Annotated in this window: 16 protein-coding genes; 6 read left to right on the forward strand and 10 right to left on the reverse strand. The window is 63.7% G+C overall.

Annotated elements, in window-relative coordinates:
- Positions 1-116 precede the first annotated feature (116 nt).
- The gene (locus DEM26_RS16830; RefSeq protein WP_109172892.1) at positions 117-1,247 is read right to left on the reverse strand and encodes an S-(hydroxymethyl)glutathione dehydrogenase/class III alcohol dehydrogenase; all 1,131 of its coding nucleotides are present in this window, start codon (positions 1,245-1,247) and stop codon (positions 117-119) included.
- 73 nt (positions 1,248-1,320) lie between these two features.
- Between DEM26_RS16830 and DEM26_RS16835 the strand changes: the two genes are divergently transcribed.
- From DEM26_RS16835 to DEM26_RS16855, 5 genes are all read left to right on the forward strand, one after another.
- Positions 1,321-1,689, forward strand: a complete 369-nt coding sequence (locus DEM26_RS16835) for an I78 family peptidase inhibitor (RefSeq protein WP_088720148.1) — start codon at positions 1,321-1,323, stop codon at positions 1,687-1,689.
- 5 nt (positions 1,690-1,694) lie between these two features.
- Positions 1,695-1,997: an I78 family peptidase inhibitor gene (locus DEM26_RS16840; RefSeq protein WP_109172893.1), complete on the forward strand. Its 303-nt coding sequence runs from the start codon at positions 1,695-1,697 to the stop codon at positions 1,995-1,997.
- A 286-nt stretch (positions 1,998-2,283) separates the two neighbouring features.
- Positions 2,284-2,631: a DUF2794 domain-containing protein gene (locus DEM26_RS16845; RefSeq protein WP_075775706.1), complete on the forward strand. Its 348-nt coding sequence runs from the start codon at positions 2,284-2,286 to the stop codon at positions 2,629-2,631.
- A gap of 107 nt (positions 2,632-2,738) precedes the next feature.
- Positions 2,739-3,839, forward strand: a complete 1,101-nt coding sequence (gene aroC, locus DEM26_RS16850; RefSeq protein ID WP_109172894.1) for a chorismate synthase — start codon at positions 2,739-2,741, stop codon at positions 3,837-3,839.
- A gap of 230 nt (positions 3,840-4,069) precedes the next feature.
- Positions 4,070-4,690, forward strand: a complete 621-nt coding sequence (locus tag DEM26_RS16855; RefSeq protein ID WP_075775704.1) for a TetR/AcrR family transcriptional regulator — start codon at positions 4,070-4,072, stop codon at positions 4,688-4,690.
- 21 nt (positions 4,691-4,711) lie between these two features.
- Here the strand turns inward: DEM26_RS16855 and DEM26_RS16860 are convergent, their stop codons facing one another.
- The 7 genes from DEM26_RS16860 to DEM26_RS16890 form a co-directional block, all read right to left on the reverse strand.
- Positions 4,712-5,494 (reverse strand): NYN domain-containing protein, encoded by a 783-nt coding sequence (locus DEM26_RS16860; RefSeq protein WP_109172895.1) that lies wholly within the window; start codon positions 5,492-5,494, stop codon positions 4,712-4,714.
- A 91-nt stretch (positions 5,495-5,585) separates the two neighbouring features.
- Complete coding sequence (locus DEM26_RS16865) at positions 5,586-5,933, reverse strand: antibiotic biosynthesis monooxygenase family protein (protein WP_109172896.1); 348 nt, start codon at positions 5,931-5,933, stop codon at positions 5,586-5,588.
- A 77-nt stretch (positions 5,934-6,010) separates the two neighbouring features.
- Positions 6,011-6,811 (reverse strand): cytochrome c1, encoded by an 801-nt coding sequence (locus DEM26_RS16870; protein ID WP_075775701.1) that lies wholly within the window; start codon positions 6,809-6,811, stop codon positions 6,011-6,013.
- A gap of 20 nt (positions 6,812-6,831) precedes the next feature.
- A complete protein-coding gene (petB, locus tag DEM26_RS16875) occupies positions 6,832-8,148 on the reverse strand; it encodes a cytochrome b (RefSeq protein WP_075775700.1) in 1,317 nt (438 codons plus the stop codon).
- A 12-nt stretch (positions 8,149-8,160) separates the two neighbouring features.
- A complete protein-coding gene (gene petA, locus DEM26_RS16880; RefSeq protein ID WP_075775699.1) occupies positions 8,161-8,721 on the reverse strand; it encodes a ubiquinol-cytochrome c reductase iron-sulfur subunit in 561 nt (186 codons plus the stop codon).
- A 370-nt stretch (positions 8,722-9,091) separates the two neighbouring features.
- Positions 9,092-9,805: a response regulator gene (locus DEM26_RS16885; protein ID WP_088720151.1), complete on the reverse strand. Its 714-nt coding sequence runs from the start codon at positions 9,803-9,805 to the stop codon at positions 9,092-9,094.
- Positions 9,805-10,302 carry a MarR family winged helix-turn-helix transcriptional regulator gene (locus tag DEM26_RS16890; protein WP_075775697.1) on the reverse strand — a complete coding sequence of 166 codons (498 nt, stop codon included), beginning with the start codon at positions 10,300-10,302 and terminating at the stop codon, positions 9,805-9,807. Before DEM26_RS16890 ends, DEM26_RS16885 begins: the two co-directional genes overlap by 1 nt.
- 152 nt (positions 10,303-10,454) lie before the next feature.
- Here DEM26_RS16890 and DEM26_RS16895 point away from each other — a divergent pair, with 152 nt between their 5' ends.
- The gene (locus tag DEM26_RS16895; protein ID WP_075775696.1) at positions 10,455-11,324 is read left to right on the forward strand and encodes a branched-chain amino acid aminotransferase; all 870 of its coding nucleotides are present in this window, start codon (positions 10,455-10,457) and stop codon (positions 11,322-11,324) included.
- An 87-nt stretch (positions 11,325-11,411) separates the two neighbouring features.
- Here the strand turns inward: DEM26_RS16895 and DEM26_RS16900 are convergent, their stop codons facing one another.
- Entirely contained in the window at positions 11,412-11,597 is a 186-nt protein-coding gene (locus tag DEM26_RS16900; protein ID WP_075775695.1) for a hypothetical protein, read from the reverse strand.
- A 103-nt stretch (positions 11,598-11,700) separates the two neighbouring features.
- On the reverse strand, positions 11,701-12,642 hold the full coding sequence (locus DEM26_RS16905) for a DMT family transporter (protein WP_109172922.1): 942 nt from the start codon (positions 12,640-12,642) through the stop codon (positions 11,701-11,703).
- Positions 12,643-12,668: the final 26 nt, after the last annotated feature.

A 12,668-nucleotide genomic window follows, 5' to 3' on the forward strand; every position in this document is an offset into this window, starting at 1 on the left:
CCTCTTCGCTGGCGCGAATTCACCCGGGGATATTTGAACAAGCCCGAAACGGTCTGCGCTTCGGGCTTGCTGGAAATATCCCGGGGGGGCCGGGGGCAGCGCCCCCGGCCTTGGGGTCAGTAGATCACGACCGAGCGGATCGACTCGCCCGCATGCATCAGATCGAAGGCCTTGTTGATGTCTTCGAGCGGCATAGTGTGGGTGATCATCGAGTCGATCTCGATCTTGTCGTTCATGTACCACTCGACAAATTTCGGCACATCGGTGCGGCCCTTGGCGCCGCCGAAAGCGGTGCCTTTCCAGGTCCGGCCCGTGACGAGCTGGAACGGGCGGGTGGAGATTTCCGCGCCCGCGGGTGCGACGCCGATGATGACCGAAACGCCCCAGCCGCGATGCGAGCACTCGAGCGCGTCGCGCATGACCTTCACGTTGCCGGTTGCGTCGAAGGAGTAATCCACGCCGCCGATCTGGTCGCGCTCGGTCTTGGTCAGGTTGATGATTTCCTGCGTGACCGAGTGGCCGAGCTTCGAGGGATTCACGAAATGGGTCATGCCGAACTTGCGCGCCATGTCCTCTTTCGCGTCGTTCAGATCGACGCCGATGATCATATCGGCACCCGCCATGCGCAGGCCCTGGATCACGTTCAGACCGATCCCGCCGAGGCCAAAGACGGCAGCGGTCGAGCCGATCTCGACGCCTGCAGTGTTGATCACCGCGCCGATGCCGGTGGTGACGCCGCAGCCGATATAGCAAATCTTGTCGAACGGCGCATCGTCGCGGACCTTGGCGAGCGCGATCTCGGGCATCACGGTGTGGTTCGCGAAGGTCGAGCAGCCCATGTAGTGATAGATCGGCGTGCCATCGAGCATCTTGAAGCGCGTCGTGCCGTCCGGCATCAGGCCCTGACCTTGCGTGTTGCGGATCGCGGTGCAGAGGTTCGTCTTGCCCGACAGGCAGGACGGGCATTCGCGACATTCCGGCGTGTAGAGCGGGATCACGTGGTCGCCCGGCTTCAGCGTGGTGACACCTTCGCCGACTTCGAGCACGACGCCCGCGCCCTCATGGCCGAGGATGGTCGGGAAGATGCCTTCGGGATCGGCGCCAGAGCGGGTGAATTCGTCCGTGTGGCAGATACCGGTTGCCTTGATTTCGACGAGCACTTCGCCCGCTTTCGGGCCGTCCAGTTCCACTTCCATGATTTCGAGCGGTTTTCCCGCTTCGAGCGCGACTGCGGCACGGGTTCTCATAAGCGCATACTCCTTGTATAAATTCGGAGAGAGCCTGCGTTATCGGCGCGGCCAATGCAATGAAGGGTGCGACATGTTGAAACGATTTTTCGTCATGGGGTCGATGCTGGCGCTTGCGGCCTGCGACCCCGCCGGTCCGATGAGCGAGACACCCACCGATGGGGCATACCCCGCGCCCCAGCCCTATGCGCCCGCGCCCTATGTCACCCCCCCGGTGAGCGTCACGAAGGGCGGTTTGCAGGAGCGTGAGCCCGACACTTGCGGGGCGGTGAAATATACCTCGGTTCTGGGTCAGCCGGCGGCGCAGATCCGGACGCTCGGGATTACCAAACCCTATCGCATCGTCGAATGGCGCGGCGTCGAGGATCAGGTCTACAACCCGCAGCGCGTCGTGTTTCGTCTCGACTCGCGCGGGAACGTCTACAACATCGATTGCGGGTGAGCCTGATGGAGCGCGGCAGGGCGCGGATCGGACTCATTGTCACGTTAGGGGTCGCAGCGTTCGGGTTGGCGGCCTGCCAACCCCGCGTTTCGCCGCCTCGGTCGGGCCCGCCCGGCGCGGGAACCTGTCCGCCGCCCGAGCTCGCGGCGCTCCAAGGGCGGCCTGAAACCGTGCTGGCGGCGCTCGATATCGCGCGGCCGCATCGCATCATTCATCCGGGCGACGCGGTGACGATGGATTACGCCCCCGGCCGGGTGAATTTCGAGATCGACGAGAACGGCACGATCGAGGCGGTGCGCTGCTACTAGGCAGGGGGCCGCTGATGCTCTGCACATGAAAGAGCCCCGTGTCTGACCAGGACGCGGGGCTTCTTCTGCAGGAGGGAAAAGCGCCCGACGATACGTACTGGGTGGGGGCTGTTAACCGCACCGTCGGGCTTTAGCGTTTTCCGCTGACTACAGGATGTCGATGAAACCCGGCAGGAAGGCGCAGGAAATCAGGCTTTTTCTAGGTCATAATCCGGCGCGGCGAAGGCGCGTTCAACCTTAGCGCGGGTGGGCTTGATTTGCGCCGCGCGCGATGTACCCTTTGTAAATGACGGTTCAAACGCCTTCCCCCTATCCGAACCCTTCCGGCGCACCGGAGCAGATCGCTTTCGACCGCTCCGAGCTTGGCGTGATCCTGTCGCTTTACGGGCGCGCGGTCGCGGCCGGGGAGTGGCGCGATTACGGGATGAGCTTCTTGCGCGATGTCGCGGTGTTCTCGATCTTTCGCCGCGCCGCCGAAGTGCCGATCTACCGGATCGAGAAGCGGCCCGCGCTGCGTGCGAAACAGGGGCAATATGCGGTGATCGGTCAGCAGGGGCAGGTGCTGCGGCGCGGCCATGATCTGCGCCAGGTGCTGCGCGTGCTCGAGCGTAAGCTGATCCGCGCGGTGGAGTAGGGGCGCTACGCGCTTTGAGAGAGTGTCGCCCTGCTGCCATGCACGTTGCCTCGCAGCCCCCGACTTGCTAAGCCAGCGCCGAAGGAAACCTGCGAGGCGCGCGTCCCATGTCGTTCAACACTTTCGGTCATCAGTTCCGCGTCACCACCTGGGGCGAAAGCCACGGGCCTGCGCTTGGCGCGACGGTGGATGGCTGCCCGCCCGGCATCGAGATTGACGAGGCGTTCATCCAGCAATTCCTCGACCGTCGCCGTCCGGGCCAGTCGAAGGAGACGACCCAGCGCAAGGAACCCGACGCGGTGCGCATCCTGTCGGGTGTGTTCGAAGGCCGCACGACCGGCACGACGATTCAGCTGATGATCGAGAATACCGATCAGCGCTCGAAGGATTATGGCGAGATCGCGCGGCAGTTCCGCCCCGGCCATGCCGATATCACCTATCACCAGAAATACGGTATCCGCGACTATCGCGGCGGCGGGCGCTCGAGCGCGCGCGAGACGGCGGCGCGGGTGGCGGCTGGCGGTGTGGCGCAGGCCGCGCTTCGCCAGTTGGTCCCCGATCTGCAGATCTACGGCTACATGGTGCAGATGGGCGCGAAACATCTCGATCGCGCGAAGTTCGACCGCAACGCGATCCTGCAGAACCCGTTCTTCCTGCCCGACGCCGAAGCAGTGGACGAATGGGCCGATTACCTCGCGGCGATCCGCAAGGGCCAGAATTCGGTGGGCGCTGCGATCGAGGTGGTGGCCGAGGGCTGCCCGGCGGGGCTGGGCGCGCCGATCTACGCCAAGATGGATACCGAGCTGGCCGCCGCGATGATGTCGATCAACGCGGTCAAGGGCGTCGAGATCGGCGAGGGCATGGCCGCGGCGGCGCTGACTGGCGTGGAGAATGCCGACGAGATGGTGATGGGCGCCGATGGTGTCGAATATCTTTCGAACCGCGCGGGCGGTATCTTGGGCGGGATCACCACCGGCCAGCCGATCACGGTGCGCTTCGCGGTCAAGCCGACCTCGTCGATCCTGACGCCGCGCCGTTCGGTCAATCTCGCGGGCGAAGAGGTGGAGGTGATCACCAAGGGCCGCCACGATCCCTGCGTCGGCATCCGCGCGGTACCGGTGGCCGAGGCGATGATGGCTTGCGTGATCCTTGACCAGTTCCTGATGGACCGGGCGCAGACCGGCGGTATTCGCGGCACGATCGGCTGAGGGGCGCCGCCCCCGTCGACGGAAGGCGAGATGACCGAGGAAAGAGGGGCTCTGCCCCCGCTCCTGCGGAGCCCCTCGGGATATTTGCTGCCAAGCCGAAACAGGGCGGATGCTTTAGCGGATTGCCGCGCGCGTGCCGCCATGACGTGACGTTGTGCGACCTTGCGGGATATAAACCGCGCGGTTTATTCTGCGGACCCCGGGGGTCGTTTCCCGGAACCGGAGGACAGATGTCGCAGGCAGATCAGATCAATCGCGGACGCAAATTCGACCAGGTGCTCGAAGGCGCGCGCACGATCTTTCTGCGCGACGGGTTCGACGGGGCCTCGGTCGACGATATCGCCAAGGAAGCGGGCGTGTCGAAAGCCACGCTCTACAGCTATTTCCCGGACAAACGGCTGATGTTCGTCGAAGTCGTGCGCTCGCAACTGAAAGAGCAGACGGACAGCGCCGTCGCCACGATCGATTTCGGCGCAGCCCCCGAAGTGGTGCTTTCGCTTGCCGCGTCGCAGATCGTCGAGTCGATGAGCTGCAAGATGAACGAAGGGCTCTATCGGCTCTGCGTTTCCGAATCCGAGCGGTTCCCCGAGCTTGGCCGCGCCTTCTACGCGGCGGGGCCGGCGCTGGTGCACGAATTGCTGATGGATTACCTGCGCTGCGCGGTGGAGCGGGGCGAGCTGGTGATCGACGATATCGACCTCGCCGCTTATCTGTTCATCGAGCTGTGCAAGTCGGAACTGCATCCGAAGCTGCTGTTCGGGATTTGCGACAGCTTCAGCCGTGAAGAGAAAGAGCGCGTGATCCGCGGCGCGGTCGCGATGTTCCTTGCGCGCTACGGCGTCCCCACCTGAGCGCGGACCGATCTGGCCCGATCAGGCCAGATCGCGCACCATCCACTGATTGCCTTCGCCGCGCTGCAGCTGGAAACGGCCCGTCTTGATCAGCAGGTCGGAAAGTTTCGCGCTGCCATAGGTGCGGGTGTCGAAATCCGGGTTTGCCTGCGTGATGAACTGACCGAGCTGGCCCAGCGAATACCATTCCTCTTCCAGACCGATCGCCTTCATCGCGTTGACAATGATCGGGATCGCGGCCTTCGGCTCCTGCTTGCCACTCGAGGATTTCGGGGCGGCGGCGCTGGTCTTGTCCGAGGCGGGCCTGGTCGCGGTCTCCGCGGTGCTCTCGCCATTGCCGAGGTTCTCGACATAGATGAAGCGTTTACAGGCCTTGCGGAAGGCTTCGGGGGTCTTCTGCTCGCCGATGCCGTAGACATCGAGCCCCTGTTCGCGGATGCGAGCGGCGAGGCGGGTGAAGTCGCTGTCCGAGGAGACCAGCACGAAACCATCGAACAGGTCGGAATGCAGGAAATCCATCGCCGCGATGACGAGGCCGATATCGGAGGCGTTCTTCCCCTTGGTATTGGCAAATTGCTGATCCGCGACGAGGCCGAGTTCGGCGACGCGCTTGGCCCAGCCCGCGAGGCGCTGCGCCGACCAGTCGCCGTAGATCCGGCGCACCGAGGCTTCGCCGAGCGAGGCGATCTCTTCGAAGATCGCTTCGGCATATCCGGCGGGCACGTTATCGGCGTCGATCAGCACGCACAGACGCGGGGCGCGGGAGGCGGGGCTGATATGCGGCAGGTCGGAAATGTCGGGCATTGTTACTCCTCGTGTCCCCTTCCAGATAGCCCGCTTGCCCCCGACATCCAAGAGCGCAACCGCATTGCGCGGCGTCAGCAGCAGGCGCAGTTCAGCGCCCCTCAGGACCGTCATACTGGCGTTCGACCTTGGCGACGCGCAGCGCGTAGTGGAGATACCAGCGATCCTTGCCGAGGCGTTGGGCGAGCTGGTGCTTCGCCACCGCCTTCCACGCAATCAGAGCGGTCTCGTCGGCCCAGTAGCTGACGGTGAGGCCGAAGCCTGTCCCGTCGCGTGCGCTCTCCACCCCGAGATAGCCGGGCTGCTGGGCGGCAAGCGCGGCCATCTCCGCGGCCATCGCGCCATATCCGTCGTCGGGTGCACTGCGGAGAGAGGCGAAGATCACCGCGTAATAGGGCGGGTCGGGCAGCGGCGCAAAGCCTGGCGGCGGGATAGACATCGGGCAGCTCCGGGAAATGGAAAACGCCCCCTCGCGGGCGAGGGGGCGTTCATCAGTCTAGCAGGTCGGACCCAGGTTTACAGATCGAACTGCTTACCCTTGTGGGGCGCCCAGAGCTTCTTGTTGGTCAGGTAAAGCAGCGTGCTCAGCACGATCAGCATCATCACCGCCACGAAGCCCCAGCGCTTGCGCGATTCCAGCTTCGGTTCGGCCGTCCACATCAGGAATGCGGAGACGTCCCGGGCCATCTGGTCGACGGTTGCGGGCGTGCCGTCCTCATACTCGATGAGGTCTTCCGAGAGCGGAGGGGGCATCGCGATCCAGCCACCCGGGAAGGCGTGGTTCTCGTAGAAGATCGAGCCCGCTTCTTCCTTTTCCTCGCCGGTGAAGCCGGTGAGCACCGCGTGGATGTATTCGGGGCCACCGATGCCGCGGAAGAACTGGTTGATGCCGAGGCCGTAGGGGCCGTGGAAGCCCGCGCGCGCTTTCGCCATCAGCGACAGGTCCGGACCCATGCCCATGCCGGAGATGAACGGGAAGTGGTCCGTCTCCTTGCCGGGGCGCTCTTCGCCGGTTTCCTTGTCCATCACGGTGAACTCGGCCGCGTAGGCACGCACCCAAGCCGGGTCCATCATCGGGCCGCCCTGATCCGCAAGCGTGCGGAACGCGACGTAGCGCAGCCCGTGGCAGGCCGAGCAGACCTCCCGGTAGACCTGGAAGCCGCGACGCAGCTGCTGCTGGTCGAAGGTCCCGAAGGGGCCCTCGAAGGAGAAGCTGATATCCTCGATATGGCCGCCTTCGGCCGCCACCGCCGGGTTGACCAGGGTGCTCGCCCCGATCACCAGCGCCGAGAGGGCAGAGATCAGAAGATGTTTCATTTTGTGTCCCTCTTCCTTACTCATTCAGCCGGTTTGATATTGTAGTGGTGGTTGAAGTCTTCCTCGATCGTCGCCGGCATCGCTTGCGGCTTCTCGATCAGACCCAGGAGCGGCAGGATCACGAGGAAATAGACGAACCAGTAGGTCGCGCCGATCAGCGAGATGTAGGGATAAATCCCGTCGGTCGGCATCGCGCCCACCCACATCAGCACCATGAAGTCGATCGCCAGAAGCCAGAACCACCATTTGAACATTGGGCGGTACGAGCCCGAACGCACTTTCGAGGTGTCGAGCCACGGGGCCAGCGCCATCACGAGGATCGCGCCGAACATCGCGAGCACGCCGAAGAACTTGGCGTCGACGATACCGAAGGTGATCCAGTTGACGAACATCACGGCCCAGACGTCCGAGGTGAAGGCGCGCAGGATCGCGTAGAACGGCAGGAAGTACCATTCGGGCACGATGTGTGCGGGCGTCGCCAGCGGGTTCGCCTCGATGTAGTTGTCGGGGTGGCCGAGGTAGTTCGGCATGAAGCCCACGACAGCCGAGAAGACCAGCAGGATCACGGCGAGCGCGAACAGGTCCTTGATCACGAAATAGGGCCAGAAGGGCAGGGTGTCCTTCTCCGCTTCCGCTTTCGAGCCGGTGCGGACCGGAACGCCCGTCGGGTTGTTGTTGCCCGTGGTGTGGAAGGCCCAGATATGCACGATCACCAGGGCTGCGATCACGAAGGGCAGCAGGTAGTGCAGCGAGAAGAAGCGGTTCAGCGTCGCGTTGTCCACCGCCGGGCCGCCGAGCAGCCATGCCTGGATCGACTCGCCGATGCCCGGGATCGCGCCGAACAGGCCGGTGATCACCGTCGCGCCCCAGAAGGACATCTGGCCCCAGGGCAGAACGTAACCCATGAACGCCGTGCCCATCATGCACAGATAGATGATCATGCCGATGATCCAGGTGATCTCGCGGGGCGCCTTGTAGGAGCCGTAATAAAGGCCGCGGAAAATGTGGATATACACGGCGAGGAAGAACAGCGAGGCGCCGTTCGCGTGGATGTAGCGCAGCATGTAGCCGCCATTCACGTCGCGCATGATGTGCTCGACCGAGGCGAAGGCCAGGTCGACATGCGGGGTGTAATGCATCACCAGAACGATGCCGGTGACGATCTGCAGCACGAGGCAGAACGCCAGCACGATGCCCCAGATCCACCACCAGTTCAGGTTCTTGGGGGTGGGGATCATGATCGTGTCGTAAATCAGCCCGATGATGGGAAGACGCTTGTGCGTCCACTTTTCGAAGCCCGTCTTGGGCTCGTAATGGTCGTGGGGAATGCCCGACATCTAACTGCCTCCTCAGCCCAGTTTGATCGTGGTGTCATCGGTGAACTGGGCCACCGGGATGTTCAGGTTGCGCGGGGCAGGACCTTTGCGGATCCGGCCGGCGGAGTCGTAATGCGACCCGTGGCAGGGGCAGAACCAGCCGTGGTAATCGCCCGACTCGTTGCCGATCGGCACGCAGCCCAGGTGGGTGCACACGCCGATCATCACCAGCCATTCGCCTGCCTCGTCGAGGGTGCGGTTCTGGTCGGTCGCCTCGGCGCCCGGCTTGTTCGCGTTCTCGGCCGAGGTGTCGACCAGTTCGGACAGCGGAACCTCGCGGGCGTATTGAATTTCTTCTTCGGTGCGGCGGCGGATGAAGACCGGCTTGCCGCGCCATTTCACCGTGAGCTGCGTGCCGAGCTCGACGCCGGAAACGTCGACGAAGATCGACGAGAGCGCCTTGACGTCGGCCGATGCATTCATCTGGTTCACCAGCGGCCAGACGGCCGCGCCGGTCACCACCGCGCCGGTGCCGGCGGTGGCGTAGTAGAGGAAATCCCTCCGGGTGCCTGCGTTATTATCTGCGTGGGACACGTTGTCTCTCCTTCCCGGGCCCGCGAGGGGGCCGATAGTGACGTGCCGGGGCACGTCGCGCGGTGCCGCCAAACATGGCCGCTCTCATACCAATCACGAATTTGTCAGTCCAGAACACAATCAACTGAATTTGTGCTGAGGGGCAGTTAAATGTCGCTCTTGCAACAGATCACCCCGGGTCAATGGCCGTGCGTGCCGGGGAAGGGGCCGCCCGGCAAGTTCAATGCACAAATGCCGCTCCCGATTGAGGAAAAGCGATTCGTGGCGTTTTGAACATGGAAAAGTTTCACATGCTTTAGCGTGAACTGACCAGAACCGCCGCCTGCCATGCCACTGCGAGGCGCAATCAAGATGTAGTGTCCGCCTCCGCTCAGTCGGGCGCGAGCATGTAGCCCAGACCGCGCACCGTCTGCAGGTAGCGGGGTTCGCGCGGGTCGCGCTCTATCTTGCGGCGCAGGCGTGTGATCTGCACATCGACCGCCCGGTCGCCTCCGCCTTCTTCGCCATTGCCCCGCTCGCGGCCCAGTTCCTCGATCAATTCCGTGCGGCTGACCACGTCGCCCGCATGAGTCGCGAAGATGCGCATCAACTGCACCTCTGTCGCGGTCAGCTTCACCGGCGTGTCGCCATCCCACAGCTCGCCCCGGTCCTGATCGTATTTCAGCGGCCCCAGCGAGAGGTATTTCGGGCCGCTCTCGGTTTCCTGCGGAACCCGGCGCAGGATCGCGTTGATCCGCAGCAGCAGTTCCTTCGGCTCGAACGGCTTTGCGAGATAGTCGTCGGCGCCGGCTTCGAGCCCCTCGATCCGCTCGCGCGTCTCGCCCCGTGCGGTCAGCAGCAGGATCGGCGTGCTTACCGATCTGCCGCGCAGGTCACGGGTCAGGCTGAGCCCGTCTTCGCCCGGCATCATCACATCCATCACGATCAGATTGAACTCCAGCCCCGCCAGCAACGAGCGCGCATGGCCCGCGTCGCGCGCCGCGGTGACGAGAAAGCCGTGTCGCTGCAAAAAGCTTTTCAGCAGCGTCCGGATGCGTTCGTCATCGTCGACGATAAGCAGATGAGGTTCGGCCGAGTAGGGCATCAGTCGTCTTTCATCATTTGATAGAGCTTGTGCAGATCGGGGCCCATCATCGCCTCGAGCACCTGCCGGAAACCCGCCACCGCCTGCGGCCCCGCGGCGCGATAGGCAGAGCGCATTCGCCCCCGCTGCGCCTCGGACAGTGCGCGTTCCAGCGTCTCGCCCTCGGCCGTCAGATGCAATCGCCGCTCGCGCTTGTCGCGGGTACCGACGCGGCTTTCCACCAGCCCGTCCTCGATCAGCGTGCGCAGCACCCGGTTCAGTGATTGCTTGGTTACGCCCAGAACTGCGAGCAGCGTCGTCACCGTCAGCCCCGGCTGGCGGTTGATGAAATGCAGGGCGCGGTGATGCGCGCGTCCGTAGCCGTATTCTTCGAGCAGTCGGTCAGGGTCGGCGGTAAAGGCGCGATAGGCGAAGAACATCGCTTCGATGCCCTTGCGCAATTGCTCGTCCGTCAGGAAAAGAAGTGTCTCGCCCCCGGGGCTGCCGCTATCTGCCATATCGTCCCTCTCTTTTGCGTGACTTTATGTCAGCCTTGTTGACTTTCCAAGACTCAACTGTTACCGCAAAGCAGTTTTCGCGCAAGAAAATGTCCACTTCGGACGTAGATTGCGCAATAATCGTAAATTGGCGTGGCTGCAAGGAGAGTAAGATGTCGGGCTCGTATGAGGATCGTGACGGCAAGATCTGGATGGATGGACAGCTTGTGGATTGGCGCGACGCCAATGTCCACATCCTGACCCACGCGCTGCATTACGCGTCCTCCGTCTTTGAAGGCGAACGTTGCTACAACGGCAAGATTTTCAAAGGCGAAGAGCATTCCGCCCGCCTGCGGAAGTCGGCGCAGCTGCTCGATATGGAAATCCCCTATTCGGTCGAAGAGATCGAGAAGGCGAAATACGACATGCTGAAGGCCAATGGCTGGACCGACGCCTATGTGCGCGCGGTCGCATGGCGTGGCGCGGGCGAGGATATGGGCGTCTCGGCGCGCAAGAACCCCGTGCGTCTGGCGATCGCCGGCTGGGAATGGGGCAACTATTACGGGGATGCGAAGATGAAGGGCGCCAAGCTCGACATCGCGAAATGGCGTCGCCCCGACCCGCGCACGATCCCGGCCGAGGCCAAGGCGGCCGGTCTCTACATGATCTGCACCATGTCGAAGCACGCCGCCGAAGATCGCGGCTTCTCGGATGCGCTGTTCATGGATTGGCGTGGCTACGTCGCCGAGGCGACCGGCGCGAACATCTTCTTCGTGAAGGACGGCGAGGTGCACACGCCCAAGGCTGACGTCTTCCTCAACGGGATCACGCGGCGTACGGTGATCGGGCTGCTGGAAGAGAAGGGTATCAAGGTGCACGAGCGCCTGATCGAGCCGACTGAACTGGCCGAGTTCGAGCAGTGCTGGCTCACCGGAACCGCCGCCGAGGTGACCCCGGTCAGCCAGATCCGCGAGTTCAACTTCGAGGTCGGCGCGCTGACCCGCGACATCGCAGAAACCTACGAAAAGCTCGTGCGCACCTGATCCACGTAACGCTTTGAGAAAACAGAAGGGCGTGCTTGACGGCACGCCCTTTCGCGTTTTCGATGCTCTCGAGCGCTGACAGGACGGTCAGGTGACTTCGTTCCGTTCGATGCGCAGGAACTGTTTCATGCGCGCGCCGTTATCCGGCCGCCCACGCTTGCTGAGCTCCTTGATTGCCGGGTGGATACCTTCGCGCCGCTGCAGTTCGAGAAACCGCTTCACGCGCGGCCCTTCGGCCTTGAGTTCGGCGCGGTCGATGATGTGACGGGACATGTCTTCCTCCTCTCGTCATCGCCTCTGATCCTTTAAGTATAACACGGTTCGACCGAGTCGTGTTTCAATGACAGGAGATTTTTTGTCGCGCGCGGATCGGCGCTCAGCCCTGCGGCGTCGCGGCCTTGCGCGCGCGCTTGCGCTCCAGCCCAAGCCAGTGCTCGCGCAGAATGATCGCGATGCCAGCGACGATGATCAGCGCAGCCCCCGCCAAGGTGGCATGGCTCGGCACTTCCGAGAAGACCGTATAGCCGATCACCAGCGCCAGCAGCATCGAGGCATAATCGAAAGGTGCCACCAGCGAGGCATCGGCGAAGCGATAGGCCGAGGTCAGCATGATCTGCCCGGTGCCGCCGATCAGCCCCGCGAGGATCAGGAGTGTCGCTTCCCACGCTGTCGGCATCACCCAGCCGAAGGGCAGCGAGGCCAGTGAGAGCACCGAGGCGGTGCAGGAGAACCAGAACACGATCGCGGAGGTGCGCTCGGAGCCGACCATGCGGCGGATCTGGATCTGCGCCAGCGCCGCGCATGTGGCCCCCGCAAGCGCCAGCCCCGCGCCAAGCGCTTCCGCCCCGCCTTCGGGTTCGCTGCCGCCCAGCCGGGGCCACAGCACGATCAGAACACCGACCATCCCCAGCCCGACCGCCGAGAAGCGGAAGATCCGCACCGTCTCGCCCAGCAAGAGCGCCGCGAAGACGACCGTCAGCAGTGGTGCCGCATAGCCCAGAGCGGTCGCCTCGGGCAGCGGCAGGAAGGCGAGCGCTGCGAAACTCAGCGCCATCGCGGTGGTTCCCACCACCCCGCGCAGGACATGGTTGATCGGTTTCTCCACCCGCAATCCGCCCTGCAACTCACCGCGCCACAGCAGCCAGAGCAGGATCGGCACAATGCCGAAGAAGGAGCGGAAGAACACTGCCTCGCCCGGTGGCACCCGGTCGGAGACCGATTTGATCAGTGCCTGCATGATGACGAAACCCGTAACCGTGCCGAGCTTCAGCGCGATTCCAAGGAGCGGGCGAGGGGTCTGGGTGGTTACGGGCATCATGACCGCGATGAGATAGGCCGCGACGG

It is taken from the genome of Thioclava sp. NG1, from assembly GCF_003122275.1.
Lineage (GTDB): Bacteria > Pseudomonadota > Alphaproteobacteria > Rhodobacterales > Rhodobacteraceae > Thioclava > Thioclava nitratireducens.

What these genes read in the sequence shown, in the direction of transcription:
- DEM26_RS16830 (WP_109172892.1), bottom strand. Translation starts at nt 1,247, where the DNA reads ATGAGAACCCGTGCCGCAGTCGCGCTCGAAGCGGGAAAACCGCTCGAA.
- DEM26_RS16835 (WP_088720148.1), top strand. Translation starts at nt 1,321, where the DNA reads ATGTTGAAACGATTTTTCGTCATGGGGTCGATGCTGGCGCTTGCGGCC.
- DEM26_RS16840 (WP_109172893.1), top strand. Translation starts at nt 1,695, where the DNA reads ATGGAGCGCGGCAGGGCGCGGATCGGACTCATTGTCACGTTAGGGGTC.
- DEM26_RS16845 (WP_075775706.1), top strand. Translation starts at nt 2,284, where the DNA reads ATGACGGTTCAAACGCCTTCCCCCTATCCGAACCCTTCCGGCGCACCG.
- aroC (WP_109172894.1), top strand. Translation starts at nt 2,739, where the DNA reads ATGTCGTTCAACACTTTCGGTCATCAGTTCCGCGTCACCACCTGGGGC.
- DEM26_RS16855 (WP_075775704.1), top strand. Translation starts at nt 4,070, where the DNA reads ATGTCGCAGGCAGATCAGATCAATCGCGGACGCAAATTCGACCAGGTG.
- DEM26_RS16860 (WP_109172895.1), bottom strand. Translation starts at nt 5,494, where the DNA reads ATGCCCGACATTTCCGACCTGCCGCATATCAGCCCCGCCTCCCGCGCC.
- DEM26_RS16865 (WP_109172896.1), bottom strand. Translation starts at nt 5,933, where the DNA reads ATGTCTATCCCGCCGCCAGGCTTTGCGCCGCTGCCCGACCCGCCCTAT.
- DEM26_RS16870 (WP_075775701.1), bottom strand. Translation starts at nt 6,811, where the DNA reads ATGAAACATCTTCTGATCTCTGCCCTCTCGGCGCTGGTGATCGGGGCG.
- petB (WP_075775700.1), bottom strand. Translation starts at nt 8,148, where the DNA reads ATGTCGGGCATTCCCCACGACCATTACGAGCCCAAGACGGGCTTCGAA.
- DEM26_RS16885 (WP_088720151.1), bottom strand. Translation starts at nt 9,805, where the DNA reads ATGCCCTACTCGGCCGAACCTCATCTGCTTATCGTCGACGATGACGAA.
- DEM26_RS16890 (WP_075775697.1), bottom strand. Translation starts at nt 10,302, where the DNA reads ATGGCAGATAGCGGCAGCCCCGGGGGCGAGACACTTCTTTTCCTGACG.
- DEM26_RS16895 (WP_075775696.1), top strand. Translation starts at nt 10,455, where the DNA reads ATGTCGGGCTCGTATGAGGATCGTGACGGCAAGATCTGGATGGATGGA.
- DEM26_RS16900 (WP_075775695.1), bottom strand. Translation starts at nt 11,597, where the DNA reads ATGTCCCGTCACATCATCGACCGCGCCGAACTCAAGGCCGAAGGGCCG.
- DEM26_RS16905 (WP_109172922.1), bottom strand. Translation starts at nt 12,642, where the DNA reads ATGATGCCCGTAACCACCCAGACCCCTCGCCCGCTCCTTGGAATCGCG.